The sequence below is a fragment of the Tsukamurella pseudospumae genome (assembly GCF_001575195.1).
GTDB lineage: Bacteria > Actinomycetota > Actinomycetes > Mycobacteriales > Mycobacteriaceae > Tsukamurella > Tsukamurella pseudospumae.
Genome location: NZ_LSRF01000001.1, coordinates 987,143 through 1,012,984, shown reverse-complemented (window position 1 = coordinate 1,012,984; position 25,842 = coordinate 987,143). Strand labels below are relative to the sequence as shown.

At 69.9% G+C, this 25,842-nt stretch carries 25 protein-coding genes and 2 rRNA genes; 23 read left to right on the top strand and 4 right to left on the bottom strand.

Annotation, left to right across the window (positions count from 1 at the left end; all coding sequences use genetic code 11):
- Together AXK60_RS04765 and rrf are read left to right on the top strand one after the other, a co-directional pair.
- A 23S ribosomal RNA gene (locus AXK60_RS04765) occupies positions 1–795 on the top strand; the annotation flags it as partial.
- A 139-nt stretch (positions 796–934) separates the two neighbouring features.
- A 5S ribosomal RNA gene (gene rrf, locus AXK60_RS04760) occupies positions 935–1,051 on the top strand.
- A gap of 225 nt (positions 1,052–1,276) precedes the next feature.
- Here the strand turns inward: rrf and AXK60_RS27880 are convergent.
- On the bottom strand, positions 1,277–2,083 hold the full coding sequence (locus AXK60_RS27880) for a hypothetical protein (protein WP_068569852.1): 807 nt from the start codon (positions 2,081–2,083) through the stop codon (positions 1,277–1,279).
- Here AXK60_RS27880 and AXK60_RS04750 point away from each other — a divergent pair.
- The 6 genes from AXK60_RS04750 to recN are packed head-to-tail and all read left to right on the top strand — an operon-like array spanning position 2,072 to position 7,460.
- Complete coding sequence (locus tag AXK60_RS04750; protein ID WP_197466826.1) at positions 2,072–2,773, top strand: hypothetical protein; 702 nt, start codon at positions 2,072–2,074, stop codon at positions 2,771–2,773. The genes AXK60_RS27880 and AXK60_RS04750 overlap by 12 nt on opposite strands.
- On the top strand, positions 2,770–3,720 hold the full coding sequence (locus tag AXK60_RS04745; protein WP_068569851.1) for an HAD-IIA family hydrolase: 951 nt from the start codon (positions 2,770–2,772) through the stop codon (positions 3,718–3,720). The genes AXK60_RS04750 and AXK60_RS04745 overlap by 4 nt, the downstream gene beginning before the upstream one ends.
- A 10-nt stretch (positions 3,721–3,730) precedes the next feature.
- Positions 3,731–3,949: a hypothetical protein gene (locus AXK60_RS04740; RefSeq protein WP_231855569.1), complete on the top strand. Its 219-nt coding sequence runs from the start codon at positions 3,731–3,733 to the stop codon at positions 3,947–3,949.
- A gap of 4 nt (positions 3,950–3,953) precedes the next feature.
- Positions 3,954–4,769, top strand: coding sequence for a TlyA family RNA methyltransferase (locus AXK60_RS04735; RefSeq protein WP_068569849.1), 816 nt, complete (start codon positions 3,954–3,956; stop codon positions 4,767–4,769).
- Complete coding sequence (locus AXK60_RS04730) at positions 4,766–5,668, top strand: NAD kinase (RefSeq protein ID WP_068569848.1); 903 nt, start codon at positions 4,766–4,768, stop codon at positions 5,666–5,668. The genes AXK60_RS04735 and AXK60_RS04730 overlap by 4 nt, the downstream gene beginning before the upstream one ends.
- Before the next feature lie 4 nt (positions 5,669–5,672).
- On the top strand, positions 5,673–7,460 hold the full coding sequence (gene recN / locus AXK60_RS04725) for a DNA repair protein RecN (RefSeq protein WP_068569847.1): 1,788 nt from the start codon (positions 5,673–5,675) through the stop codon (positions 7,458–7,460).
- 719 nt (positions 7,461–8,179) lie between these two features.
- On the opposite strand, the gene AXK60_RS25570 is transcribed toward recN, so the two are convergent.
- Entirely contained in the window at positions 8,180–8,734 is a 555-nt protein-coding gene (locus AXK60_RS25570; RefSeq protein ID WP_175399923.1) for a hypothetical protein, read from the bottom strand.
- Positions 8,735–9,116: 382 nt separating this feature from the next.
- Here AXK60_RS25570 and steA point away from each other — a divergent pair, with 382 nt between their 5' ends.
- From steA to AXK60_RS04650, 15 genes are all read left to right on the top strand, one after another.
- Positions 9,117–10,307, top strand: a complete 1,191-nt coding sequence (gene steA / locus AXK60_RS04720) for a putative cytokinetic ring protein SteA (protein ID WP_068569846.1) — start codon at positions 9,117–9,119, stop codon at positions 10,305–10,307.
- Positions 10,308–11,228, top strand: a complete 921-nt coding sequence (locus AXK60_RS04715) for a copper transporter (RefSeq protein WP_068982473.1) — start codon at positions 10,308–10,310, stop codon at positions 11,226–11,228. It begins immediately after the preceding gene.
- A 65-nt stretch (positions 11,229–11,293) separates the two neighbouring features.
- Positions 11,294–13,027, top strand: a complete 1,734-nt coding sequence (locus AXK60_RS04710) for a CTP synthase (RefSeq protein WP_068569844.1) — start codon at positions 11,294–11,296, stop codon at positions 13,025–13,027.
- On the top strand, positions 13,008–13,691 hold the full coding sequence (locus AXK60_RS04705) for an NUDIX domain-containing protein (RefSeq protein ID WP_244881010.1): 684 nt from the start codon (positions 13,008–13,010) through the stop codon (positions 13,689–13,691). The genes AXK60_RS04710 and AXK60_RS04705 overlap by 20 nt, the downstream gene beginning before the upstream one ends.
- Positions 13,692–13,693: 2 nt before the next feature.
- Complete coding sequence (gene xerD, locus AXK60_RS04700; protein WP_068569843.1) at positions 13,694–14,647, top strand: site-specific tyrosine recombinase XerD; 954 nt, start codon at positions 13,694–13,696, stop codon at positions 14,645–14,647.
- A gap of 160 nt (positions 14,648–14,807) precedes the next feature.
- Complete coding sequence (locus AXK60_RS04695) at positions 14,808–15,056, top strand: ribbon-helix-helix protein, CopG family (protein WP_068569842.1); 249 nt, start codon at positions 14,808–14,810, stop codon at positions 15,054–15,056.
- Positions 15,050–15,394, top strand: a complete 345-nt coding sequence (locus AXK60_RS04690; protein ID WP_068569841.1) for a type II toxin-antitoxin system PemK/MazF family toxin — start codon at positions 15,050–15,052, stop codon at positions 15,392–15,394. The genes AXK60_RS04695 and AXK60_RS04690 overlap by 7 nt, the downstream gene beginning before the upstream one ends.
- Before the next feature lie 105 nt (positions 15,395–15,499).
- The gene (locus AXK60_RS04685) at positions 15,500–16,387 is read left to right on the top strand and encodes a ParA family protein (protein WP_068569968.1); all 888 of its coding nucleotides are present in this window, start codon (positions 15,500–15,502) and stop codon (positions 16,385–16,387) included.
- A complete protein-coding gene (locus AXK60_RS04680) occupies positions 16,384–17,316 on the top strand; it encodes a segregation and condensation protein A (protein ID WP_175399922.1) in 933 nt (310 codons plus the stop codon). Before AXK60_RS04685 ends, AXK60_RS04680 begins: the two co-directional genes overlap by 4 nt.
- Positions 17,313–17,966 (top strand): SMC-Scp complex subunit ScpB, encoded by a 654-nt coding sequence (scpB, locus tag AXK60_RS04675; RefSeq protein WP_068569840.1) that lies wholly within the window; start codon positions 17,313–17,315, stop codon positions 17,964–17,966. The genes AXK60_RS04680 and scpB overlap by 4 nt, the downstream gene beginning before the upstream one ends.
- The gene (locus tag AXK60_RS04670; RefSeq protein WP_068569839.1) at positions 17,959–18,558 is read left to right on the top strand and encodes a hypothetical protein; all 600 of its coding nucleotides are present in this window, start codon (positions 17,959–17,961) and stop codon (positions 18,556–18,558) included. The genes scpB and AXK60_RS04670 overlap by 8 nt, the downstream gene beginning before the upstream one ends.
- A gap of 42 nt (positions 18,559–18,600) precedes the next feature.
- Positions 18,601–19,545, top strand: coding sequence for a pseudouridine synthase (locus tag AXK60_RS04665; protein ID WP_082777785.1), 945 nt, complete (start codon positions 18,601–18,603; stop codon positions 19,543–19,545).
- Between the two features lie 14 nt (positions 19,546–19,559).
- The gene (cmk, locus tag AXK60_RS04660; protein WP_068569966.1) at positions 19,560–20,279 is read left to right on the top strand and encodes a (d)CMP kinase; all 720 of its coding nucleotides are present in this window, start codon (positions 19,560–19,562) and stop codon (positions 20,277–20,279) included.
- Positions 20,276–21,718 (top strand): ribosome biogenesis GTPase Der, encoded by a 1,443-nt coding sequence (gene der / locus AXK60_RS04655; protein WP_068569838.1) that lies wholly within the window; start codon positions 20,276–20,278, stop codon positions 21,716–21,718. The genes cmk and der overlap by 4 nt, the downstream gene beginning before the upstream one ends.
- A gap of 4 nt (positions 21,719–21,722) precedes the next feature.
- Positions 21,723–23,039, top strand: a complete 1,317-nt coding sequence (locus AXK60_RS04650) for an MFS transporter (protein WP_068569837.1) — start codon at positions 21,723–21,725, stop codon at positions 23,037–23,039.
- Positions 23,040–23,416: 377 nt separating this feature from the next.
- Here the strand turns inward: AXK60_RS04650 and AXK60_RS04645 are convergent, their stop codons facing one another.
- Complete coding sequence (locus AXK60_RS04645; RefSeq protein ID WP_068569836.1) at positions 23,417–24,544, bottom strand: MlaD family protein; 1,128 nt, start codon at positions 24,542–24,544, stop codon at positions 23,417–23,419.
- Positions 24,545–24,555: 11 nt separating this feature from the next.
- Positions 24,556–25,821: a glycosyltransferase 87 family protein gene (locus tag AXK60_RS04640; protein WP_244881009.1), complete on the bottom strand. Its 1,266-nt coding sequence runs from the start codon at positions 25,819–25,821 to the stop codon at positions 24,556–24,558.
- Positions 25,822–25,842: the final 21 nt, after the last annotated feature.

Genomic DNA, 25,842 nt, shown 5'->3' with positions numbered 1-25,842 from the left:
TTTGTGTAGGATAGGTGGGAGACTGTGAAGCGGGCACGCCAGTGTTCGTGGAGTCGTTGTTGAAATACCACTCTGATCGTATTGGATACCTCAACCTCGGACCATGATCTGGTTCAGGGACAGTGCCTGGTGGGTAGTTTAACTGGGGCGGTTGCCTCCCAAAATGTAACGGAGGCGCCCAAAGGTTCCCTCAGCCTGGTTGGCAATCAGGTGTTGAGTGCAAGTGCACAAGGGAGCTTGACTGTGAGACTGACAGGTCGAGCAGGGACGAAAGTCGGGACTAGTGATCCGGCACCGGCAAGTGGAAGCGGTGTCGCTCAACGGATAAAAGGTACCCCGGGGATAACAGGCTGATCTTCCCCAAGAGTCCATATCGACGGGATGGTTTGGCACCTCGATGTCGGCTCGTCGCATCCTGGGGCTGGAGTAGGTCCCAAGGGTTGGGCTGTTCGCCCATTAAAGCGGCACGCGAGCTGGGTTTAGAACGTCGTGAGACAGTTCGGTCTCTATCCGCCGCGCGCGTTAGAATCTTGAGGAAGGCTGTCCCTAGTACGAGAGGACCGGGACGGACGAACCTCTGGTGTGCCAGTTGTTCCACCAGGAGCACGGCTGGTTGGCTACGTTCGGAAGGGATAACCGCTGAAAGCATCTAAGCGGGAAGCCTGTTCCAAGATTAGGATTCTCACCACCTTGAGTGGGTAAGACCCCCTACAGACTATGGGGTTGATAGGCCAGAACTGGAAGCGCAGTAATGCGTGCAGGTGACTGGTACTAATCGGTCGAGGACTTACCACACACATAACATTCGCCAAAACGAGCACTGATGGCTCACAGAAGATTATGCGTGTAACAATTCACAGAAATCCGGCCCGAGAGGGTTGGTTCGCGTCCACTATGCAATGTCTGAGACAACACATGTGTTGTTTCGCAGTGTTACGGCGGCCATAGCGAAGGGGAAACGCCCGGCTCCATTCCGAACCCGGAAGCTAAGCCCTTCAGCGCCGATGGTACTGCACTCGTGAGGGTGTGGGAGAGTAGGACACCGCCGGACTAAAATTAGATACAGGATGAAGGCCCTTGGGGATCGTGTCGAACGCTCAGTGAGTGTTCCACTCCCCAGGGGCCTTCGTCATGTCCAAGTACAGTAATAGCGTGAGTCGCCGCGGAGGCGACGGGAAGTGGGTGCACCGTGGCCGATTCGAACGGCGACCGCCGGCAGCGTGCCGGATTCACCAATCCCGCCGATCGGGCGGACCGAGGCAACGGCGGAGATTCGTCACGTGGCACCGGGCGGAGCAACGATCGGGGCGCCGGCCGTGGCTCGAACGATGACCGTCGCGCAAGCGGCGAGCGTTCGGGCGGCCAGCGCGGCGGGTACCAGGGCCGAGGCGGGGACTCCCGTGGCGGCGACCGCCGCGACAACCGGAGCGGCGACTCGCGTGGAGGCCGTGACTTCGGTGGCAACCGCGGCGGTGACTCGCGCGGTGGTGAGCGTCGCGACTTCGGTGGGAACCGCGGCGGTGATTCCCGTGGCGGCGAGCGTCGTGAGTTCGGCGGCAACCGTGGTGGAGACTCCCGTGGTGGTGACCGTCGTGAGTTCGGCGGCAACCGTGGTGGAGACTCCCGCGGTGGCGATCGGCGCAGCTTCGGCGCGAACCGTAGTGGTGATTCCCGTGGTGGTGACCGTCGTGAGTTCGGTGGCAACCGTGGTGGAGGCTCCCGCGGTGGCGATCGGCGCAGCTTCGGCGCGAACCGTAGTGGTGATTCCCGTGGCGGCGAGCGCCGTGAGTTCGGTGGCAACCGTGGGGGTGACTCCCGCGGTGGAGACTCCCGCGGCGGTCGGAGCTTCGGCGGCGACCGGCGCTCGGGCGGATCGGGCCCCCGCAACGGCTCGCGCCCCGGTGGCCAGGGCGGTCGCCCGGGCGGCGGCTTCCAGCGCGACGACCAGCGGTCCGAGCGGCCCCGGACACGCGCGGGCGAGCCGTCGATCCCGAACGACGTCGATCCGAGGGAGCTCGATCCGGCGATCCGCCGTGACATGCTCAGCCTCGACAAGAACAACGCACAGCTCGTGTCCTCGCACCTCGTGATGGCCGGCCGTCTGCTCGATTCCGATCCTGCCGCGGCGTTGGCACACGCGCGGGCGGCAAGGGAGCGTGCGGGCCGGATCGCGGCGGTCCGTGAGGCCTGCGGCATCGCGGCCTACATGAACGGCGAGTGGTCCGAGGCGCTCAGCGAGCTGCGAGCGGCCAAGCGGATGGGCGGGACGCTCAACCTGCTGCCGATGATCGCCGACAGCGAGCGCGGCCTCGGCCGTCCCGAGAAGGCCATCGAGACGGCGCGCGGTGATGAGGCGGCCACGCTCACGGGCGACGACCGGACCGAGCTGCGGATCGTCGAGGCCGGCGCGCGGATGGACATGGGGGACTACGACAAGGCCGTCGTGACCCTGCAGGCCGAGGACCTCGACCCGTCCCGGCGCGGCTTCCACGCCGCCCGCCTGTTCTACGCCTACGCCGACGCTCTGCTCAACGCGGATCGTCGTGCCGACGCGTTGACCTGGTTCCTGAACGCGGCGGCCGCCGACGAGGATGAGTTCACCGACGCCGAGGAGCGGGTCGCCGAGCTGTCCTCCGAGGATCCCCACGATTTCGCTGAGACCGACGAGAACATCGAGACCGACGAGATCATCGAAGCTGCGGAGAACGTCGGGACCGCGGACGACGCCGCTGACCTCGAGGCCGCCGACAGCACCGACGACGCGCGCGAATGACCGCCGGTCTGGTCTCCGCGTACGACCGCCTGCTCGTCGACCTCGACGGCACCGTCTACGCGGGGGCCGTGGCGATCCCCGGCGCCGCGGAGGCGCTCGAAGGCCTACCGGTCACCTACGTGACCAACAATGCCAGCCGCGCACCGTCGGACGTGGCACAGCACCTGCGGGACCTGGGCTTCCAGGCCCCCGACGATGCCGTCGTGACCAGCGCCCAGGCGGGCGCGGGTCTGCTCGCGTCCCTGGTCCCCGCGGGCACGCCCGTGCTCGTCGTGGGTGCGCAGGCGCTTCGCGAGGAGGTCACGGCGCGTGGCCTGATCCTGGTGGACCGCGCTGAGGAGGCGCGCGCCGTGATCCAGGGGCACAACCCGGAGACGGGATGGGCGCTGCTGTCCGAGGCGGCGCTGGCGATCCGCGCCGGCGCGGTCTGGGTCGCCACCAACACCGACGCGACGCTCCCCACCGAACGCGGACTCCTCGTGGGCAACGGCTCGATGGTCGCCGCCGTCATGAACGCCACCGACCGCGCCCCGCAGGTCGCGGGCAAGCCCGGCACGCGCATCCTCACGGACGCCGTCGAGGCGACCGGCGCACGGACCCCGCTCGTCGTCGGCGACCGCCTCGACACCGACATCGAGGGCGGCAACGCAGTGGGCGCCGACACCTACCTCGTGCTCACCGGCGTCAACGGCGTCGCGGACGTCGTCTCCGCGCCGGACGTGCACCAGCCCACCTACCTCGCGGCGACCCTCGCGGGGCTCCGCGCCCCGCGGGCGGAATCCCTGCCCGGGCCCCGCGACGGGTGGACCGCCACCGTCGAGGGTGACGAACTGATCCTGACCGGCGCTCGCGGTGCCGATCCCGCGCAGGCCTCGTACCCCGCGGTCGCGGCGGCGCGGGAGCTTCCGGAGGAGCGCCGCGCGGGACTGCGTCTGGTCATCCGATAGCGTGGTGACCGTGGACGCAGCTGTGTTTCGCGGGGACGAGCCCGCCGATGTGCGCATCGCCGTCGAGGACCTCATGCACCGCGTCGACGAACTCGACGCGGCCCCGGTCGTCGACCCCGGAGCGGTCGCGGGGGTCGGCGAATTGGCGACCCTCGGGCGGCAGGCCGCCCTGTTCGAACAGGCTCACCACCTGCTGGTCGACGCCCTGGACACCGTGGATCGGGCCTGACGCGATGGCGCGCAGAGTGCGGCTCGACGCCGAGTTGGTCCGCCGCGGCATGGCCCGGTCCCGGGAGCACGCGCGGGAGCTGATCGAGGCCGGGCGGGTCACCGTCAACAAACAGGTCGCGCGCAAAGCCGCGAACCAGATCGACCCTGCCGACCCGGTGCACGTGACGGCCGTCGCCGGCGAGATCGAATGGGCCTCACGCGGGGCGCACAAGCTGCTCGGGGCGCTCGCCGCCTTCCCGGACGTCCCGGTCGAGAGCCGACGGTGCCTCGACGCCGGTGCGTCGACCGGGGGTTTCACCGACGTCCTCCTGCACCGCGGCGCTGAGCGGGTGTACGCCGTCGACGTCGGCTACGGCGAACTCGTCTGGCGGCTCCGCGACGACGCACGCGTCACCGTCCTCGACCGCACCAACGTCCGGTTCCTCGAGCCCGAACAGGTCGGCGGCCCCGTCGACCTCGTGGTGGGCGACTTGTCGTTCATCTCGCTCGGCCTGGTGCTGCCCGCGCTCGCGCGCTGCACCGCCGTCGGGGGTGACCTGCTGCCCATGGTCAAGCCGCAGTTCGAGGTGGGCAAGGGGAACCTGGGAACCGGTGGGGTGGTCCGGGATCCGCAGCTCCGCGCGAGCGCGGTCCGCGGTGTCGCGGAGGCCGCAGCGGCGTCCGGACTGGCCACGCGAGGCGTCGCCTTCAGCCCGTTGCCGGGCCCGTCCGGCAACGTCGAGTACTTCCTGCACCTGCGGCGCGAGGAGGGCCCCGTCGGCCTTCCTGGCGATGTGGACGAGATGATCATGACGGCAGTGACGGAGGGACCGCAATGAGCGACCGCACGTTCCTGGTGGTGGTGCACACGCTGCGCCACGACGTGGACCGGACCGTCGACGACATCCGCCGCCGGCTGGACGCGGCCGGCGTGCGCATGAAACTCGAGAGCGACGTGCAGGAGGCCGCGGACGACGCCGCGGTGGGCTGCGAGGTCGTGGTCGTCCTCGGCGGCGACGGCGGATTCCTCCGCGGCGCCGAGCTCGCGCGCCGCGCGGACGTCCCCATCATCGGCATCAACCTGGGTCACGTCGGCTTCCTCGCCGAGTCCGAGCTCGACACCGTGCCGGAGACCATCGACGACCTCGTGCACCGCCGGTACGCGGTGCACCCCCGGATGACGCTCGACATCGCGATCCACGACGGCGACGAACTGGTCACGCAGGGCTGGGCGCTCAACGAGGTCTCCGTGGAGAACCGGTCCCGGCAGGGCTTGCTGGAGCTGGTCACCGAGGTCGACGGGCGCCCCGTCTCCCGCTTCGCCTGCGACGGGCTGCTCGTGGCGACCCCCACGGGATCCACGGCCTACGCCTTCTCCGCGGGCGGCCCCGTGATGTGGCCCGACCTGGAGGCTCTGCTCATCGTGCCGAGCAACGCGCACGCCCTGTTCGCGCGGCCCATGGTCACGAGCCCGCGGTCCACCATCGCCGTCGAGGTCGAGGGCAGCCGGTCCGAGGCGATCGCCTTTTGCGACGGACGCCGCACGCTGGAGGTGCCCGAGCGGGGGCGCATCGAGATCCGCCGCGGTGCGGAGCCGGTGCGGTTCATCAAGTTGGGGGCGGGCCCGTTCACGGACCGCCTGGTGACGAAGTTCCAACTGCCGATCAGCGGCTGGCGCGGCCGCCGCGAGGGTACGGACGGCGCGGGGCGTCGGCACGACGCCGGAATCGAGGGATAGGGACGTGCTCGAAGAGATCCGGATCAACTCGCTCGGCGTCATCGAGCAGGCCGCCGCGGAGTTCGCGTCGGGCCTGACGGTGCTGACCGGCGAGACCGGTGCGGGCAAGACCATGGTGGTCACCAGCCTGCACCTGCTCGCCGGGGCGCGCGCCGACCCCGGCCGCATCCGTGCCGGGGCCGACAAGGCCGTGGTGGAGGGGCGCTTCTCGCTGTCGGGAGCCAGCTCCGCCGGCGCCGTGCGGGAGGTCGTCGACGGTGCCGGGGGAGAGCTCGACGACGACGCCGTGATCGCGGTGCGCAGCGTCGCCGCGGACGGTCGATCCCGCGCGTACCTCGGCGGCCGGAGTGTCCCGGTGGGCACGCTGTCCGAGTTCGCCGGGCCCCTGCTGACCGTGCACGGCCAGAACGACCAGCTGCGGCTACTGCGCCCCGAGCGGCAGCGCGACCTGCTCGACGCCTTCGCGGGTGCACCCGCGGGCAAGGCGCTGCGGAAGTACCAGGCGGTGCGCGAGGAGTGGCTCGCCGCGCGCGCCGAGCTCGCCGACCGGACCACCCGGTCCCGGGAGCTCGCGTTGGAGCAGGACCATCTCACCGCATCGCTCGCCGAGATCGACGGCGTGGAGCCGGTTCCCGGCGAGGACGTGGACACCGTCGAGAAGATCAAAAGGCTGTCCGATCTGGACAGCCTCCGGGAGGCCGCGGACACCTCGTACGCCGCGCTGACGGGCTCCGGGTACGGCGCCGACGGAGAGGGCGCCGGCTCGGTGCTCGACCTGCTCGGCACCGTCCGCGCGGCGCTGTCGGGGTCCGACGACGCCGCGCTGCGCGTGCTCGCCGAGCGTGTGGAGGAGGCCGCCACCGTCGCCGGCGATGTGGCCACCGAGCTCGGCGCGTACCTCTCGGACCTGCCCAGCGACCCGTCGGAGCTCGAGTCGCTGCTGCTGCGCCAGTCCGAGCTCAAGACCCTGACCCGGAAGTACGCGCCCGACATCGACGGCGTCATCGCCTGGGCCGACGAGGCCCGTATGCGGCTCGAGGGGATCGACACGTCCGCGGAAGGCCTTGCGGCGCTGCAGACCCGGGTCACCTCCCTCGAATCCTCGCTCGCGGAGGCAGCGGTCGCACTCACCGCGGCCCGCGTCAAGGCCGCGGGGTCGCTCGGCAAGAAGGTCACCGGCGAGCTGCGCAAGCTGGCCATGGGCGGCGCGTCGATCACCGTCGACGTCGCGCCCGACGCGCTCTCGCCCGAGGCCGACGGGTCCGGCGTCCTGGTCGACGGTGCGCCGCGCCGCGCCGGTGCGCACGGCACGGACGTCGTCGAGTTCCGGCTCGTCGCGCACGACGGCGCCAACCCGCTGCCGATCGGCAAGTCCGCGTCGGGTGGCGAGCTCTCGCGCGTGATGCTCGCGCTCGAGGTGGTGCTCGCGGCGACCGAGTCGGGGCTGACGATGGTCTTCGACGAGGTCGACGCCGGCGTCGGCGGCAAGGCCGCCGTCGAGATCGGCCGGCGGCTCGCGGCGCTCGCGCAGCGGCACCAGGTCATCGTCGTGACCCACCTGCCGCAGGTCGCCGCCTTCGCGGACACGCATCTGACGGTGGGGAAGCAGACCGGCAAGGGCTCGGTCACCTCGACGCTGACCGCGCTGTCCCGCGACGAGCGGATCGCCGAGCTGGCCCGGATGCTCGCCGGGCTGGGCGATTCCGACACCGGCCGCGCGCACGCGGAGGAGCTGCTCGAGGCGGCGGACTCGGACAAGGTCGCGCAGTCGGGGGCACACGCCCGAGGCTGATCAGTATTACCGGTGGGTCACGCTCCCGACGTCAGCCGAACCGAACCGGATGTCACCAGCTGACGCGCCAGGCTGGACGCTACGTCTTCGGGTGGGTTGCCGTAGTCGTCGCCGACGACGTACAGACATCCGCCGTTCGACAATTGCATCTGATTCGACCATGTCAAGTTGAGGCGATTATTCGACTCCAAGGACGGGGGTTCATCCTTCGCCCACTGACCGACTGTCTGCTCGTACCCTAGGTGCATGCAGTTGTTGGCGAACACTCGGGCCGTGTGAATGGGGTTCTTCGATCCACCCTTTGAGATCGCTCTTGAATCGCTCTCGATTTCAGAACGACTTCTCGATTCGGAGGACTGCGAGATAAAGACTGTGGGGCCGACGAATCCTTTCCCGAGTTCCATGCGCCATCCGTCCGGGACGGAGATCCCTACACTGATCTTTGATCCGTGGTAGTCGAGGGCAAATTGATCGTCGGGTTGAGCCCAAGGCTTCCAGACCAGGAGGCCGGCTATAGCAGCCGCTACGGCGACAGTGACGCCTACCGCGGTGACGGCTCGAATCCCGACTCGCGACCGGCTTGCAGGGGCGTCAGCAAGCCACAGTTCCCACCCGTCGGGGACCGGTCCCCACTCTGGGGTGGGTTTCCAGCCAGGAGGAGGGCTCCAACCGTCTGGAGCTTTCGGCCAGTTCGGTGGAGGGTTGTATCGCACGGCGACCTACTTCGGTGTGGGGGCGAATATAATGGACTCAAAGATCAGTCGAGCCAACTCTGCAGTCGTGGTCTGTGGAGCGAGTCCGAATTCTCCTCCGTATACCATCCCGCACTTTGAACCTCCCAATCCGACGCCGCCGTGCCAGGACGATGTTTTGAGCGCGTTTCCGGAGTGGTCTGTAATCGGCTTGCTGTCGACGGTCGTGGTGAACGGGGCGAGATTCGGTTCGTCAGATCCTTGGAAGAATTTCTGGCCCTTCTCACTGCTGGTGCCGCATTCCGGATTCACATGGACAATGATGAGTCTTGTCGTCGTGCCGGATCTCGCTTCAGATGACTTGCGTGAGATTTCGGTTGCGAGTTGCTCCACGCTACGGGTCTCCGATTCGGGGATCGCCACGAGTGCACCTTCGTCGTAGCCAAAGTCCGCGACTGAGTTCTCGACCACGCGCCACGCGCTCGGAAGCGTCAGGTGTGCGACGAAGCCGTTGCCTACGGAGAAGGATGGGCGGGTATCGGGATCGGCGGTGGATTGAGGTGCTTCGAAGGCCTTCGGCACTACTACTATTGCAATGAAGGCGACGAATACCAGAGCCAGTCCTCCGACGAGGGCTACGGCTGTCGACTGCTTTCGCTGAGGCGTGGTCGGGGCCCCATCATCTGCGATCCAGATCTGCCAGTCTTCGGGTGCTGGTCCCCACTCCGGGGCGGGCTGCCATCCGGTCGGCGGGTTCCATCCTGCAGGCGGCTGGGGCCAGTTCGGTGGCGGGTTGTAGCGCACACCTGGACTGTTGCACGCGACCCCGAAGAAGTCTGTCCTCTGTTCGGACCAATCGGACCTCGCCGGTCTTCCACTCGACTAACACCTGTGTGATTCAAGTTTCGCGTGTTGTCGGCGCGCCTCCCGTGACTTCTGTGACTCACGGGGCAGTATGTGCGGCATGAAGCTCACTGGCCTGCTGTCCCGCAACACGTCGAACCTGCCCGGCGTCACCGGCACCGCCCGGGTCGACAAGGACACCACGCGTCTGCTCGGCCGGATCGGCCGCGGCGACATCGTAGTGTGCGACGAGCTGGACCTCGACCGCACCACTGCCGACCTCATGGTCGAGGCGGGGGTCGCGGCGGTGGTCAACGCGTCGCCGTTCATCTCCGGTCGGTACCCGAACCTCGGCCCCGAGGTGCTGGCTGCCGCCGGGATCGAGCTCGTCGACGACGCCGGCAAGGAGGTGTTCTCCCGCATCAAGGACGGCGCCAAGGTCCGCGTGCACGAGGGTCGCGTCTACGCGGGCGAGCGTGAGCTGGCCGAGGGCGAGGAGCTCACCGACACGGACGTCACCTCGCGGATGCTCGCGGCGCGCTCCGGCGTGGTCGATCACCTCGAGGCCTTCGCCGGCAACACGGTCGAGTTCATCCGCGTCGAGTCGCCGCTGCTCATCGACGGCGTCGGCATCCCCGATGTCGAGGTCAACCTCAGCGACCGCCACGTGCTGGTCGTCTCCGACGGCGCCGACCACGTCGAGGACCTCAAGCGCCTCAAGCCCTTCATCAAGGAGTACGCGCCGGTGCTGATCGGCGTGAACCGCGGTGCCGACGCCCTCGTCAAGGCCGGGTACCGGCCGGACCTCATCGTCGGCGACCCCGAGACGATCACCACGAACACGCTGCGCTCCGGTGCGCAGGTCGTGCTGCCCGCCGCGCCCGACGGCCACGCTCCCGGCCTCGAGCGGATCCAGGACCTCGGCATCGGCGCGATGACCTTCCCGGCCACCTGCTCCGCGGCCGACCTCGCGCTGATCATCGCCGATCACCACGGTGCGTCGCTCATCGTCTCCGTCGGCCACTCGGCCTCGCTGGAGGAGTTCTTCGACGCCGGCCGTCGCGAGTCGAATCCGTCGACCTTCCTCACCCGCCTCAAGGTGGGCACCAAGCTCGTCGACGGCAAGGCCGTCGCCACCCTCTACCGCAGCCGCGGACACGGTGGCGCGATCGCGCTGTTCATCCTCGCGGCGCTGGTCGCCGTGGTCGTCGCGGTACTGGTCTCCAACCAGGGCCACGACCTGCTGCAGTGGGTCATCGACCAGTGGAACCGTTTCGCGCTCTGGGTCCAGGGCCAGTTCCGGGCCCTGTAGGTGCCCGGCCCGTCGCGCCGACTCCGTTCGCCCGGCGCCAGGCGCCCGGCCCTGGTCTGGGCGGCGGTGCTGCTCGCCTTCGCCGTCGGCATCGCGCTGGGCGGGGGCGTCCTCGCCCGGTTCACCACCGATGGTGACCTCAAGGACCTGCGCTCGCAGGTGGCCCAGCTCGAGCGGCAGAACGCCCAGCTCACAGACCGTGCCCGCGCGGCGGACTCCTTCGCGGACGCCGCGGCACCGTCGGCTCTGGGGCGTGGGTTGAACGGCGTCCCGGTCCTGCTGGTGACGGCGCCGAGCGCCGACGGCGGCGACGTCGGGCAGATCACCCGACGCATCACGCAGGCCGGCGGCACCGTCGCCGGCACCCTGAAGCTGACCGACGCGCTGTACGCGGAGGATCGCGCGGAGCGCCTGCGGGGCGTGGTCGACAACGCGGCCCCGAACGGCGTCACCGTCGATGCGTCCCTCGTGGACCCCCGCGCCCGCGCCGGCGATCTGCTGGGCGCCGTGCTGCTGTCGCAGGGGAGCGTCCGGCCGCCGTCGAACGGGCGGGCCGACGCGCTGGCCGCCCTCAAGCAGGCCGGCTTCGTCGATTTCGCGGGCCCGACGGTGCCCGGCGCGCGCGCCGCGGTGATCGTGACGGGCGGAACAGTTCCGGGGGATCGGGCCGGACAGGGGCAGGCGATCGGACGGCTCGCGGCCGCATTGTCCCGGCACGGCGACGGTGCCGTTCTCGCCAGCCGGACCGGATCGTCGCAGGGCAGCGGCCCCGTCGTCGTCGTGCGGCAGGACAAGGAGCTCTCCGCGCGGCTCGCCACGGTCGACGACGCCGACACCGTCGTGGGGCAGGTGTCGACGGTGCTCGCCCTCGTTCAGGCGACGCGCGGCGATGTCCGCGCCTACGGATCGGGTGTTCGCTGACGGCAGGTGATAGATTGGAGTCCCGTAGATGAAGCAGGTTTGTCCGCTCGAATACGGGAGTCTCGTTGCCCTCTCCTCGCGTTGGCGCGCGTGTCGCCACCAAGCATATTTTCGTCTCCGGGGGCGTTGCGTCCTCGCTGGGTAAGGGCCTGACGGCCTCCAGTCTGGGACAGCTCCTCACCGCACGTGGTCTGCGTGTGACCATGCAGAAGCTCGACCCGTACCTCAATGTGGATCCGGGCACCATGAACCCGTTCCAGCACGGTGAGGTCTTCGTCACCGAGGACGGCGCCGAGACCGATCTCGACGTGGGGCACTACGAGCGGTTCCTCGACCGCGATCTCTCGGGCATCGCGAACGTCACCACCGGCCAGGTGTACTCCACCGTGATCGCCAAGGAGCGCCGCGGTGAGTACCTCGGCGACACGGTGCAGGTGATCCCGCACATCACCGACGAGATCAAGGCGCGCATCCTCGCGATGCAGGCCCCCGACGCCGAGGGCATCGTGCCCGACGTCGTGATCACCGAGATCGGCGGCACCGTCGGCGACATCGAGTCGCAGCCCTTCCTCGAGGCCGCCCGCCAGGTGCGCCACGACGTCGGCCGCGACAACGTCTTCTTCCTGCACGTGTCGCTGGTCCCGTACCTCGCCGCGTCCGGCGAGCTCAAGACCAAGCCCACCCAGCATTCCGTCGCCGCCCTGCGCAGCATCGGCATCACGCCCGACGCGCTGATCCTGCGCTGCGACCGCGACGTGCCCGAGGGGCAGCGCAACAAGATCGCGCTGATGTGCGACGTCGACATCGACGGCGTCATCTCCTGCCCCGACGCGGGCTCGATCTACGACGTGCCGAAGGTGTTGCACCGCAACCAGCTCGACGCGTACGTCGTGCGGAAGCTGGGCCTGCCCTTCCGTGACGTGGACTGGACCGTGTGGGGCGATCTGCTCAAGCGCGTCCACGAGCCGCGGGAGACCGTGAACATCGCGCTCGTCGGCAAGTACATCGACCTGCCGGACGCCTACCTGTCGGTGACGGAGGCGCTGCGCGCCGGGGGCTTCGCCAACTGGGCCAAGGTCCAGATCTCGTGGGTGCCCTCCGACGACTGCGAGACCGACGCCGGTGCGTCGGCGGCCCTGCGCGACATGGACGGCATCCTCATCCCCGGTGGCTTCGGCATCCGCGGCATCGAGGGCAAGCTCGGCGCCATCCGCTACGCCCGCAAGCGCGGCGTGCCGCTGCTCGGCCTGTGCCTGGGCCTGCAGTGCATCGTGATCGAGGCCGCCCGGTCGGTGGGCCTCGACGGCGCCAGCTCCACCGAGTTCGACGACGACACGCGGTACCCCGTCATCTCGACGATGGCCGACCAGGAGCAGGCCGTCGCCGGCGAGGCGGACCTCGGCGGCACCATGCGCCTCGGCGCGTACCCGGCCTCCCTCGAGCGCGGCTCGATCGTCGCGAACGCCTACGGCGCCACTGAGGTCTTGGAGCGGCACCGGCACCGCTTCGAGGTCAACAACGCCTACCGGGACAAGGTCGCCGAGTCGGGCCTGACCTTCTCGGGCGTCTCGCCCGACGGGCACCTCGTCGAGTTCGTCGAGTACCCGAAGGACGTGCACCCGTTCCTCGTGGGTACGCAGGCGCACCCCGAGCTGAAGTCGCGTCCCACGCGGCCGCATCCGCTGTTCGCGGCCTTCGTCGGCGCGGCGCTGAAGTACCGGTCCGAGCTCGAACTGCCGGTCGGCGTCCGCGCCGCCGCGGAAGAGGTACCGTCGGAAGATGACCACGCAGATGACTGAGCAGCTCGAATCGCTCGGTTCCGTGCAGACGCACGACTTCCAGGCGCTCAGCAGTGACACCGTCTACGAGGGGCCGATCTTCGCGGTCCGTCGCGACGAGGTGACGATGCCGGGCGGCGGCACGGCGATGCGTGACGTCGTCGAGCACGACGGTGCCGTGGCGGTCGTCGCGATGAACGACGACGGCGCGATCGCCATGGTGAACCAGTACCGCCACCCGATGGGGCGGCGGCTGCTGGAGATCCCCGCAGGCCTGCTGGATCACACGGGCGAGGAGGAGCCGGTCTGCGCCGCGCAGCGCGAGCTCGCGGAGGAGACGGGACTCGGCGCCCGCGACTGGCACGTCCTCGTCGACCTGGCGCCGTCGCCCGGCTTCACCGACGAGATGGTGCGCGTCTACCTCGCGACGGACCTGCGGTACTGCGAGATGGCCGAGCAGGAGGACGAGGAGCTCGACATGACGGTCGAGTGGATCGCCATGCCCGACGCCGTTCGGATGGTGCTCTCCGGCGAGATCGTCAACTCCACGTCGGTGAGTGCGATCCTGGCGGCCACCATGGTCACCGACGACGACACGCCGCTGCGCTGTTCCGATGCGCCCTGGCCCGGTCGCCCGACAGCACTCGCGGCCCGCAAGGGCCGGCCCGTGGAGGGCGGGGCGTAGGGGTGGCGGACGCGCGGCTCGCCGGTTCGCTCGAGGACCAGCTGCGCGCCTACCTCGACCATCTCACGGTCGAGCGCGGTGCCGCCGCGAACACGCTCAGCAGCTACCGCCGGGACCTCGCGCGGTACCGCGAGTACCTGTCCGGGCTCGGTGTCGACGACCTCGGTGCGGTGACCGAGGCGCAGGTCAGCGGGTTCCTCGTGGCGCTGCGCTCCGGTTCCGATGAGCATCCGCCGCTGGCGGCGAGCTCGGCCGCCCGGTCGCTCATCGCCGTGCGGGGGCTGCACCGGTTCGCGGCCGCCGAGGGCATGGCCGCGGCCGACGTGGCCCGCGAGGTGCGCCCGCCCGCCCCGGCGAAGCGGCTGCCGAAGGCGCTGCCGGTGGAGCAGGTGATCGCGCTGCTCGAGGCCGCGGGCGGAGACGCCGAGTCCGATACGCCGTCGCGGCTGCGGGATCGGGCGATGCTCGAACTGCTGTACTCGTGCGGGGCGCGGATCTCCGAGGTCACGGCCCTGGACGTCGACGACGTGGACGCGGAGTCCCGGTCCGTGGTGCTGCTCGGCAAGGGCGGTAAGCAGCGGGTGGTGCCGATCGGCCGGCCCGCGTTGGCGGCGTTGGACGCGTACCTGGTCCGGGGGCGGCCGTCGCTGGTGAAGCGGTCGAACCCGGCGCTGTTCCTCAACGTGCGCGGCGGGCGGCTGTCGCGCCAGTCGGCGTGGCAGGTGCTGTCCGCGGCGGCGGAGCGGGCGGGGATCGACACTTCGACGGTGCACGTCTCCCCGCACACGCTCCGGCATTCCTTCGCGACGCACCTGCTCGAGGGCGGCGCCGACGTGCGCGTGGTGCAGGAGCTGCTCGGGCACGCGTCGGTGACCACGACGCAGGTCTACACGCTGGTGACGGTGCAGGCGCTGCGCGAGGTGTACGCGTCCGCGCATCCGCGGGCGCTGGGTTGACGCGGCCGCGCGTACGCGAACACGGGTACCTCCGAAAAGTCGAGGGCGTTGCCGAATAGCGATGCGCCCCACGCATGAATGGGAGTTTCGATCCGGGCGCACCCACGCAGCTGCGCGGGTGATCTGTCGACAGCGGTATAAAGAGTATTACCGTAGAGATATGAAGACTGCGATCAGCCTCCCGGACGACGCGGCGGAACGATTCGACCGTGTCGCAGACAAACATGGCATGTCGCGCTCGGAGTTCTACCGCCGCGCGGCGGAACGCTACGCGGACGAACTAGCGGACGCGCGGCTAACGGAGCAGCTGAACGAGGCGATCGAAGCCGTCGGCCAGCCCGGCGACGACACCGCCGAACTGCGTCGAACGGCGAACGTGCGCCTGGTCGATCGCGAGGACGATTGGTGATCCGGCGTGGGGAGATCTGCTGGGTCGATTTCGGTGAGCCGAAGGGGAGTGCACCCGCCAAACCCCGGCCCGCCGTGATCGTGCAGTCGGATCGGTACAACGCGTCGCGGATCTCCACGACCGTCGTCCTGCCGATCACCTCGAACACCGACCTTGCGCGGCATCCGGGCAATGTCTTTCTGTCTGCGTCCGCGTCGGGCCTGCCGAAGGACTCGGTGGTCAATGTCTCGCAACCGATGACGGTCGACCGCTCCGATGTCGACGACACCGGAGTCGAGCTGCCGGACAGTGTCATGACCGCGATCGACGCGGGATTGCGGCGCGTCGTGGATCTGTGACCCGCGTGCCGATGCGGCACGCATTTCGACACGCGCATTAGGGTGGTGGGGAAGCAAGAAGGAGGTGGGCTAGTGGCGGCAGCGCCGGACGCGGAGAACCCGGGCCTGGACCTGGGTGAGCTGGAGCATCACCACGCACCGAAGCCCACGGCCGAGGAGGGGCTGGACGCCACCGGTCGGCCGAGCGTCGAGTTCCCCGAGCCCACGCCGAAGACGAGCCACGGCCCCGCGCGCGTCATCGCGGTGTGCAACCAGAAGGGCGGCGTCGGCAAGACCACGACCACGATCAACCTCGGCGCCTCGCTCGCGGCGTACGGCCGTCGGGTGCTGCTCGTCGACCTGGACCCGCAGGGCGCGCTGTCCGCGGGCCTCGGTGTCGCGCACCACGAGCTCGAGCTCACCGTGCACAACCTGCTCATGGAGTCGCGCGTCTCCGCCGACGACGTCCTGCTGCGCACGCGGGTCGACGGGCTCGACCTGCTGCCGTCGAACATCGATCTGTCGGCGGCGGAGATCCAGCTGGTCAACGAGGTGGGGCGCGAGCAGACGCTCGGCCGGGCGCTGTACCCGGTGCTGGACCGCTACGACTACATCCTCATCGACTGTCAGCCCTCGCTGGGGCTGCTGACGGTGAACGCGCTCGCGGCCGCCGAGCAGGTGCTGATTCCCATGGAGTGCGAGTACTTCGCGCTCCGCGGGCTCGCGCTGCTGACCGACACGGTGGACAAGGTCAAGGACCGTCTCAACCCGCGGCTCGACCTCGCGGGGATCGTGGTCACGATGTTCGACGCCCGCACGCTGCACTCGCGCGATGTGATGGCCCGCGTCGTCGAGGTGTTCGGCGATGCGGTGTACCACTCGGTGATCTCGCGCACGGTCCGCTTCCCGGAGACCTCCGTCGCGGGGGAGCCGATCACGTCCTGGGCGCCGAAGTCGTCCGGCGCCAATGCTTATCGCGCCCTCGCGCGCGAGGTGATCGCGCAGGAGAAGTGAGCCCCACCGACACGCAACCGGTCGGCGTCGAGCCGATCGAGGCCGTCGCGGAACCGGTCGCGTCCGACGTCTCCGGACCGGTTCCCGACGGTGCCGCCCCCGTGGGCGGGGAGCCGGAGGCACCGTCGGGCTTCACGGTGAAGCTCGCGAACTTCGAGGGACCGTTCGACCTGCTGTTACAGCTGATCGGCGGGCACCGCCTGGACGTCACCGAGGTGGCGTTGCACGTCGTCACGGACGAGTTCATCGCGTACACCAAGCAGCTCGGCGCGCAGGCGGACCTGGACCAGACCACGGAGTTCCTCGTCGTCGCGGCCACCCTGCTCGATCTCAAAGCCGCGCGGTTGCTGCCATCCGGTGAGGTCGAGGACGCGGAGGACCTCGCCCTGCTCGAGGCCCGCGACCTGCTGTTCGCGCGGCTGCTGCAGTACCGCGCCTACAAACAGGTCGCCGAGCTGATGGCCCAGCTGGAGGCGAAGGCGAACCGTCGATACCCCCGGGCCGTGGGCCTGGAACAGCGGTTCGAGGAGCTCGTGCCGCCCGTCCGGCTGGGCGTCACGAGGGAGCAGTTCGCCCTGGTCGCGGCGTCGGCGTTCACGCCCAAGGTGAAGCCGACGGTGGGCCTCGGGCACCTGCACGTGCCGAAGGTGTCGGTCCCCGAGCAGGCCAAGCTCATCGCGGCGCGGCTGCGCGAGCGACCCGACCACTGGTCGGGCTTCGCGGAGCTCGTCGCCGATTGCGACTCGGGCATCGCCGTCATCGCCCGGTTCCTCGCCCTGCTCGAGCTCTATCGCGAGCGGGCGGTGCTGTTCGACCAGCCCGAGGCCCTCGGCGACCTCAAGGTCCGCTGGTCCGGCGAGAACGACGGCACCGTGGTGGGCGGGACCCGCGACGAGTACGACGACATCCCCGCGGAGGAGGACGAATGAGCGAGCAGGCGGAGGACTTCGCCCTGGTCGAGGGCATGGAACCCGACGAGCTGCGATCCGCGCTGGAAGCGTTGTTACTGGTGGTCGACGCCCCCGCGACCGCGGAACAGCTGGGCGCCGCCCTGGAGGAGCCGGAGGAACGGATCACCGCCGACCTGCGTACGTGGGCCGGCGAGCTCGCCGAGCGCCGTTCCGGGATGGAGCTGCGCGAGTCCGCCGAGGGTTGGCGCCTCTACAGCCGGGCGGAGTACGCGCCCTACGTCGAGCGCCTGCTGCTGGACGGGGTGCGCTCGAAGCTCACCCGCGCCGCGCTGGAGACCCTCGCGGTGATCGCCTACAAGCAACCCGTGACCCGCTCCCAGGTCGGCGCGGTGCGCGGCGTCAACGTCGACGGCGTCATGCGCACCCTCGCGGCCCGCGGCCTCATCGCCGAGGCCGGAGCGATCGCCGGCGCCACGACCTACGTGACGACCGACATGTTCCTCGAACGGCTCGGCCTGACCTCCCTCGACGAGCTGCCGCCGCTCGCGCCGCTGCTCCCCGAGGTCGATGTGATCGAGGACCTCAGCTCGCACCTCGACGAGGAGCCGCGGTTCGCCAAACTCGGCCGTAAGAGCGCCGACGTGATCGGATTCGATCCCGATGCCTGATCTCTCCGTCGTCCTCCGGGAGGCCTTCCCGCTCGGTGCCGCAGGTCCGACGGTGCGCCGCTGGTGGCCGCCGGTCCTCACCGGGCTCGTGGCCGTGTTCACCGTCTGGGCGGCGACGGTGCCGTGGTTCGGTGCGAAGGTGGGGCAGATCGGGCTGCCGTACGGCTTCACCGGTACGGGGCGGACGGAACTCGTCGGACGGGCGGCGGGAACAGCCGAGTCCGTGCGTACCGACGGGATGATCCCCCTGGGATACGTGACCGCAGGTCTTGCGATCGCCGCTCTGGTGCTGGTCTTCGTGGCGGCGGTGCGACCCGCTGTGGGCGTCCGTTGCCGCTCGATCGCGAGCGCGCTCCTCGGTATTGCCGCAGGGCTGTCGATCGTCGTGTGGATGGCGCCCGGGATGGTGCTCGGCGACCTCGCTGATGCGGTGCAGGAGCAGACGGCAGCGAGCGCCTCGGGATACGCCCTGTCCTTCGTCCCCAATGCGGGTCTGGTCTGGACGATCGTGCTCACCTCCGTGGGCGCGACGATGCTGTTCATGGGCCGCCGCAACCGCTCGCTGAACGTCGCGGCGGCCGCGGCGCGCTGACGAATACCGATTTCGGCCGCGACCTGCGATCATGGAGGGATCATGAACAGACCCGCTCGCCGTGATGGCACACCGGACAGAAACCGATCCAGCGCACCGAAACAGGGTGCCAAGAAGACCCAGAAGCGGGCCGGGCGCCAGGGTGGCGTACCCCGCCTCTCCAACGCGAAACCCGCACGCACGCAGAACGTCCCCCAGCACGACTCGGACGACCGCACACCGTCGAACCGGGGGACCGGACCCGAGAACCTGGGTGAGGGAATCCGCCTGCAGAAGGTGCTCGCGCAGGCCGGCGTCGCGTCGCGGCGCGTGGCCGAGGACATGATCGCCGACGGCCGCGTCGAGGTCGACGGTGAGATCGTCATCGAGCAGGGGCGGCGTGTGGACCCGAACGTCGCGGTGGTCCGCGTCGACGGGGTGCGCGTCCTGGTGAACGAGAACCTCGTGCACCTCGTGCTCAACAAGCCGCGCGGCTGGCAGTCGACCATGAGCGACGACATGGGCCGCCCCTGCGTGGGCGACATCGTGGCCGAGCGCGTCGCCGCAGGGCAGCGGCTCTTCCACGTCGGCAGGCTCGACGCCGACACCGAGGGGCTGCTTCTGGTCACCAACGACGGCGAGCTGGCGCACCGCCTCATGCACCCGTCGTACGAGGTGCCCAAGACCTACCTCGCGTGGGTGCACGGCGAGGTGCCACGCAGCCTGGGCAGCACGCTGCGCGGCGGCATCGAGCTCGAGGACGGTCCGGTTCGGGCCGACAAGTTCTCCGTGCTGGAGTCGTCCGAGGGCCGTTCGATGGTCCGGATCGTGCTGCACGAGGGCCGCAAGCACATCGTGCGGCGGCTGCTGGCCGAGGTCGGTCACCCCGTCGAGCGGCTGGTGCGCACGCACGTGGGCTCCGTGGCACTGGGCGATCAGCGCCCGGGCACGCTGCGTGTCCTCGGTCGCGACGAGGTCGGCTCGCTCTACAAGGCGGTGGGACTGTGACGCTTGTGATCGCCATGGACGGCCCGTCCGGGACGGGTAAGTCGACGGTGGCCCGCCGCATCGCCGAGAACCTCGGCGCGCGGTACCTGGACACCGGCGCGATGTACCGCGCCGCGACCGTGTGGGCCCTGGACCAGGAGCTCGATCTGGCGGATCCGGCGGCCATCGCCGCCGGCACCGCCGATCTGCCGCTGGCGATCGGCTGCGACCCGCTGTCCGAGCAGGTCGAGCTCGACGAGATCTCGGTGACCCGCCGGATCCGCGAGGACGACGTGACCGCGGCGGTCTCCGCCGTCTCCGCCGTCCCCGAGGTGCGGGAGCAGCTGGTGGACTACCAGCGCGCGATCGCGGCCGACGACGAGACGCCGATCGTGGTGGAGGGCCGGGACATCGGCACCGTCGTCTTCCCCGACGCGCCGGTGAAGATCTACCTGACCGCCTCCGCGGAGGCGCGGGCGCAGCGCCGCCACGCACAGAACCTGGAGCTGGGCCTGCCCAGCGACTACGAGGCGGTGCTCGCCTCGGTGCAGCGCCGCGACGGTCTGGACTCGACGCGGAAGGTCTCGCCGCTGCGGCCGGCCGACGACGCGATCGAACTGGACTCGTCGGACATGAACCTGGAGGAGACCGTCGCGGCGGTGGCCGAGTTGGCCGACCGTGCGCTCGCGCGGCGCCGGGAGCGGAGCGAGCGGGCCGAATCGATTCCGGTCCAGCACGAGGAGGTCACACGATGAGCGACAACGAATTCGAGTACGGCGGGTCCGGGGCCGAGGACGGCACCTGGGAGGACGAGGGCGACTTCGCCGAGTACGAGGGCGACTTCAGCGACCTCGAGGCGGAGGCCGCTGAGGCCGCGGCGAAGCTGCCGACGGTGGCGATCGTGGGTCGCCCGAACGTCGGCAAGTCGACGCTGGTGAACCGCATCCTGGGCCGTCGTGAGGCGGTCGTCGAGGACATCCCCGGCGTGACCCGCGATCGGATCAGCTACGAGGCCAACTGGGCCGGCCGCCGGTTCCTCGTGCAGGACACCGGCGGGTGGGAGCCCGACGCCAAGGGCATGCAGCAGTCGATCGCACAGCAGGCCGAGATCGCCATGCGCACCGCCGACGCGGTCGTCGTGGTCGTGGACGCCACCGTCGGCGCCACGGCGACCGACGAGGCCGTCGCCCGCGTGCTGCGCCGGTCGAAGACCCCGGTCATCCTCGCCGCGAACAAGGTCGACGATCAGCGCACCGAGGCCGAGGCCGCATCGCTGTGGTCCATGGGTCTCGGTGAGCCGCACACGATCTCCGCGGTGCACGGCCGAGGTACCGGTGACCTGCTCGACGTGATCCTTCAGGCCCTGCCCGAGACGCCCCGCGAGGGCACCGGTGGCAGCGGACCGCGCCGCATAGCGCTGATCGGCAAACCGAACGTGGGCAAGAGCTCGCTGCTCAACAAGCTCACGGGCGAGAACCGCTCGGTCGTCGACAACGTCGCGGGCACCACCGTCGACCCCGTGGACTCGCTCGTGGAACTGGCCGGGCACACCTACAAGGTCATCGACACGGCGGGCCTGCGCAAGAAGGTCAACCAGGCCAGCGGCCACGAGTTCTACGCGTCGCTGCGCACCAAGGGCGCGATCGAGGCCGCCGAGGTCGCGATCGTGCTGATCGACGCCTCGCAGCCGATCACCGAGCAGGACCTGCGGGTGCTGTCGATGGTGATCGAGTCGGGCCGCGCGCTGGTGATCGCCTACAACAAGTGGGACCTCGTCGACGAGGACCGGCGCTACCAGCTGGAGAAGGAGATCGACCGGGAGCTCGTGCAGATCCCGTGGGCGCTGCGCGTGAACATCTCCGCGCAGACCGGTCGCGCGCTGCAGAAGTTGGTCCCGGCGATCGAGACCTCGCTGGAGTCGTGGGACAAGCGCATCCCGACGGGCCGCCTGAACAACTGGCTGCGCGAGGTCATGGCCGCGACTCCGCCGCCCCTGCGCGGCGGCAAGCTGCCGAAGGTGCTGTTCGCGACGCAGGCCGCCACCCGCCCGCCGACCTTCGTGCTGTTCAGCTCGGGCTTCCTCGAGGCGGGCTACCGGCGCTTCCTGGAGCGGAAGCTGCGGGAGGAGTTCGGATTCGAGGGTTCGCCCGTGCGGGTGAACGTCCGGGTACGCGAGAAGCGCGCGAAGAAGTAGCACCGTGGCCGCCGGGGTGGAGGTACCGACCGCACCCGTGCCGCGCCGCCAGGTGGTGGCGTGGTGCACCTGGGATTGGGGGAGCGCCGCGTTCAACGCGGTGATGACCACGTTCATCTTCACCGTGTACCTCACCGGTGCCGTCGGGAAGGACCTGCCGGGGTCGATCAGCGCGACCAGCTGGTTGTCGTGGGCGATGGCTGCGGCGGGCCTCGTCGTGGCGGTGCTCGCGCCGGTGCTCGGCGGTCGATCCGATGCCGCGGGACGGCGGAGATTCTCGCTCGCGGTGTGGAGCGCCGTGGTCACCGTGTGCACCGCGGGCTGCTTCTTCGTGCGCGACGAGTACCAGTACCTCTGGCTCGGCCTGCTGCTGCTGGCCGTCGGCACCGTCGCCTTCGAGTTGGCGAACGTGCCCTACTACGCGATGCTGCGGCAGGTCTCGACACCCGAGACGATCGGTCGGGTGTCCGGAATCGGTTGGGCCTGCGGGTACTTCGGCGGCATCGTGCTGCTGTTGCTGTGCAACTTCGGCTTCATCGCCGGTGACGGACCCACCCGCGGATTTCTGAACGTGCCCACCGAGGGCGGCCTGAACATCCGGCTGGTGGCGGTGTTCGCGGCGGTCTGGTTCGGCGTGTGCGCGCTGCCGGTGCTGTTCGTCGTTCCCGAGCTCCCGCCCGACGGGACGGCGCACCGTCGGGGGATCGTGGGCGCGTACCGCGAGCTGTTCGCGACCATCGGATCGCTGTGGCGCGAGGACCGCAATGTCGTGTGGTTCCTCGTCTCGTCGGCGGTGTTCCGCGACGGTCTCGCGGCGACCTTCACCTTCGGCGCGGTGCTGGCGCATTCCGTGTACGGGATGAGCGAGTCGACGGTGCTGTTGTTCGGTGTGGCGGCGAACGTGGTGGCCGCGCTGGGCGCGGTGACCGCCGGGCGGTTCGACGACCGGATCGGCCCGAAGCCGGTGATCGTGACGTGCCTCGTGGGCATGCTGGTCGCAGGGACGGTGCTGTTGTTCGTCCGCGGCGAGGCGATGTTCTGGATCTTCGGCCTGATGCTCACGGTGTTCGTCGGCCCGGCCCAATCCTCCGCCCGGTCGATGCTGGCGCGGATGACGGTGCCCGGGCGGGAGGGGCAGATGTTCGGGCTTTACCAGACCACCGGGCGCGCCGCGTCGTTCCTCGGTCCGGCGCTGTTCGGTCTTTTCGTGTGGGCGTTCGGCACCGACCGCGCCGGCATCGGCGGGATCATCGTGGTGCTGGCACTGGGGCTGCTGCTTCTGGCGCGAGTGCGGCCGGCCCGCGATCGCGCGCTGACCTGACCTGGATCCTTCCACGCGCACTCGGACTGCGTCCGGCTCGGACGAGCCGGTCAGCGGTGCACCGCTGACCGCCCGGTGGGGAGTAGGCGCCGCGTGGGGGACGGCTGAACCCACCCGGCGCGAGGGTGGGGAATGGGTGTATCGAGGGGGAGAGCTGGCGTCAGGTGGGGAGTCGGTGCCGCATGGGGGACGGCCGACCCCCGACGAGACGCGCGGCGTCCGATGGGGGAGCGAACGCCGGAGTCGCGGTTCGGCGCCGCGCGGGGGACTACGGTGGCCCGCCGCCGCCGAATCGGGACTGCCAACGCTCACCGAGCGCAGCCCGCCGCCGCCGAGCGCAGCCGCAGCCGCCGACGGTCGGCTCCGTGGTGCCCGGGTCAGCGGGGAGTGGCGGCGGCCGTCGTCGACGGGGTGGCGGGCTTCGCAGGCGCCGCGGGATTGGCCGATGCGGGCTTGGCGGGCGCGGGCGGGACGTCGGCGCCGGGAGGGAGCACTGCGGCGATGGCCGGGTAGTCCACGGACAGGCGCAGATTGAGTACGGGCCCGTTAGCGGTGTTCGGCATCGCCTTGCGGACATTGTCCATGAGCTGTCCGAGCTGGATGCCGACGCCGGTGGCGCTGCCGCCCGGGAACGCCGCGAGAATCGGCTGCATCAGGCTCACCAGCATCGGCGAGGCGGTCTTGAGGCCCTCGATGGCGTCGGGGGTGAGGATGGCCTCGAGCGCGGCGGTGAACCCGTAGCGCTTGTTGTTGATCTGGTCGAGCATCGCGATGACGCGCTTCGAGTCGCCGTTGTGCAGGGGCTTGAAGTCGAGCGCGGAGCGGAAGGCGGGGATCATCGCGCCGATGGCGGGGTCCGCGGCCTTGATCGATGCCACCACGGTGGGGAAGGTCGTCGCGGTCGAGAGCCGCTGCGTGTCCTGCATCGCCTGCGCCACGCTTCCCAGCGCGGTGAGCAGCGGCAGCATCGCCTTCGAGGACGCGTCGACGTTCATCAGGACCTGGCTCATCCGCGGTCGCAGCGCGTCGTTGTTGACATCGCCGATCGTGGCGATCATGTTCGAGACGGTGCTGTCCTTGATCTGCCTGGTCGGGGCCAGCTCGGCGCCGTCGCGCAGGGCGCCGCCGCCGTCGTGCGGGGTGAGGATCACCTCGGAGACGCCGAACAGGTTGCCGGCCGAGAAGGCCGCCTCGACGTTGTTGGTCAGGCTGCGGCCCTGAGGCCCGTCGAGCCGCAGGGTGACGCCCTGCTGCGCGTTGCCGAGCGCGGCGATGGAGGCGACGGTGCCGACCTCGACGCCCTGGATACGGACCTTCGCGCCCTCGGTGATTCCGGCGGCCACCGTCGGCGTGCGGAGGGTGAAGGTGAACACGTCCTGCGGGCGGAGGGCTTGCACGCCCCACACCGCGAGCGCGATGAGAGCGACGCACACCATGAACGCGACGCCGCGTCGCCGGAGCTGGGCGGAGGACGGGGAGAAGCCCGGCACCGGATTGAGATCCACGAATAGACAAATTATCCGGTGTTGTCTGAAATCCCCGCTCCACGAGGTGCATTTGTGCTGACTGTCACCTGTGTGTCGTCGGTGTGACGGCGCACACTCCACGCCCCGGCGGCGAGGACGGCGACGGTGAACAGCACGTACGAACTGCCGATGATCTGCTGCCACCACGCCCACGCCAACTCGCGGTCGGAGCGGCTCGGCAGCAGCCAGTGCGGCCCGATGTAGAACAGCACCGTCGCGAACGCGACCGTCCGGCGGAACGCGGCACCACGCGCACCGTCGGCGATGGCGAGGACGCCGAGGAGTAGTGCCGGTGCCACCCAGACCCAGTGGTGCGACCAGCTCACCGGCGAGATCAGCAGCACCGCGGCGGCGTTGACCATCAGGGCGACCGGGAGCGCGCCGTCGGCGAGCAGGCGGCGCATCCACACGGCGGCCAGCGCCACGGCGACCAGCGACAGTGCCAGCCACAGCGCGGTCGAGATCCCCTTGTCGAATCCGAGGCGGAACACCATGCCCTTGATCGACTGGTTGCCGGCGAAGTACGGCGGTCCGATCCGGCTCGTCTCCTTGAGAGTGTGGAACCAGTACTGGCGCGACTCGTCGGGCATCACGGCCCACGCCAGCGCGACCGAACCGGCGGCCCCGGCGATGCTGGTCGCGAGGGCGCGCCAGTCGCGGTGCAACAGGAACAGGAGCAGGAAGCCCGCCGGGGTCAGCTTGATGGAGATCGCGATGCCGATCAGCAGTCCACGCGGCCAGCGCGGGTTCCGGGCCAGCACGTCGGCCGCGATCGCTGCCATGAGCAGTGCGTTGACCTGACCGAAACCGAGGGTCTGCCGGACGGGTTCCAGGTACTCGGCCAGTGCCGTGCCGGCGAGCACGATCGCGAGCCGGGTGCCCCGGTCCATCGAGGGCCGCACCCGGGCGAGGACCAGCCACAGCGTGAGTCCGATCGCACCCAGCGACAGCGCGAACATCACCGCCCCGGCGGCTCCCTCCGGGAGCATCGCGAGCGGGGCGAAGGCGATCGCGGCGAGCGGCGGGTAGGTGAACGGGAGTGCGATGTCGCCGATGGGCGGCAGCTGCCCGTACAGCGCGCCGCCGTCCAGCCAGGTGCGCGCGCCGAGCCGGTAGACGAGCAGGTCGAGGAACCCGTGCCAGGTGTTCAGTAGCAGTCCGATGACCGTCGCGGCCACGAGGAGGGCCGCCGCTGCGGCGACCCGGCGACGCGGGGTGGATATCGCGGATGACAGATGATGCATCGGGCTCGGCACCGAGCCAGGGTAGCCCGCGGA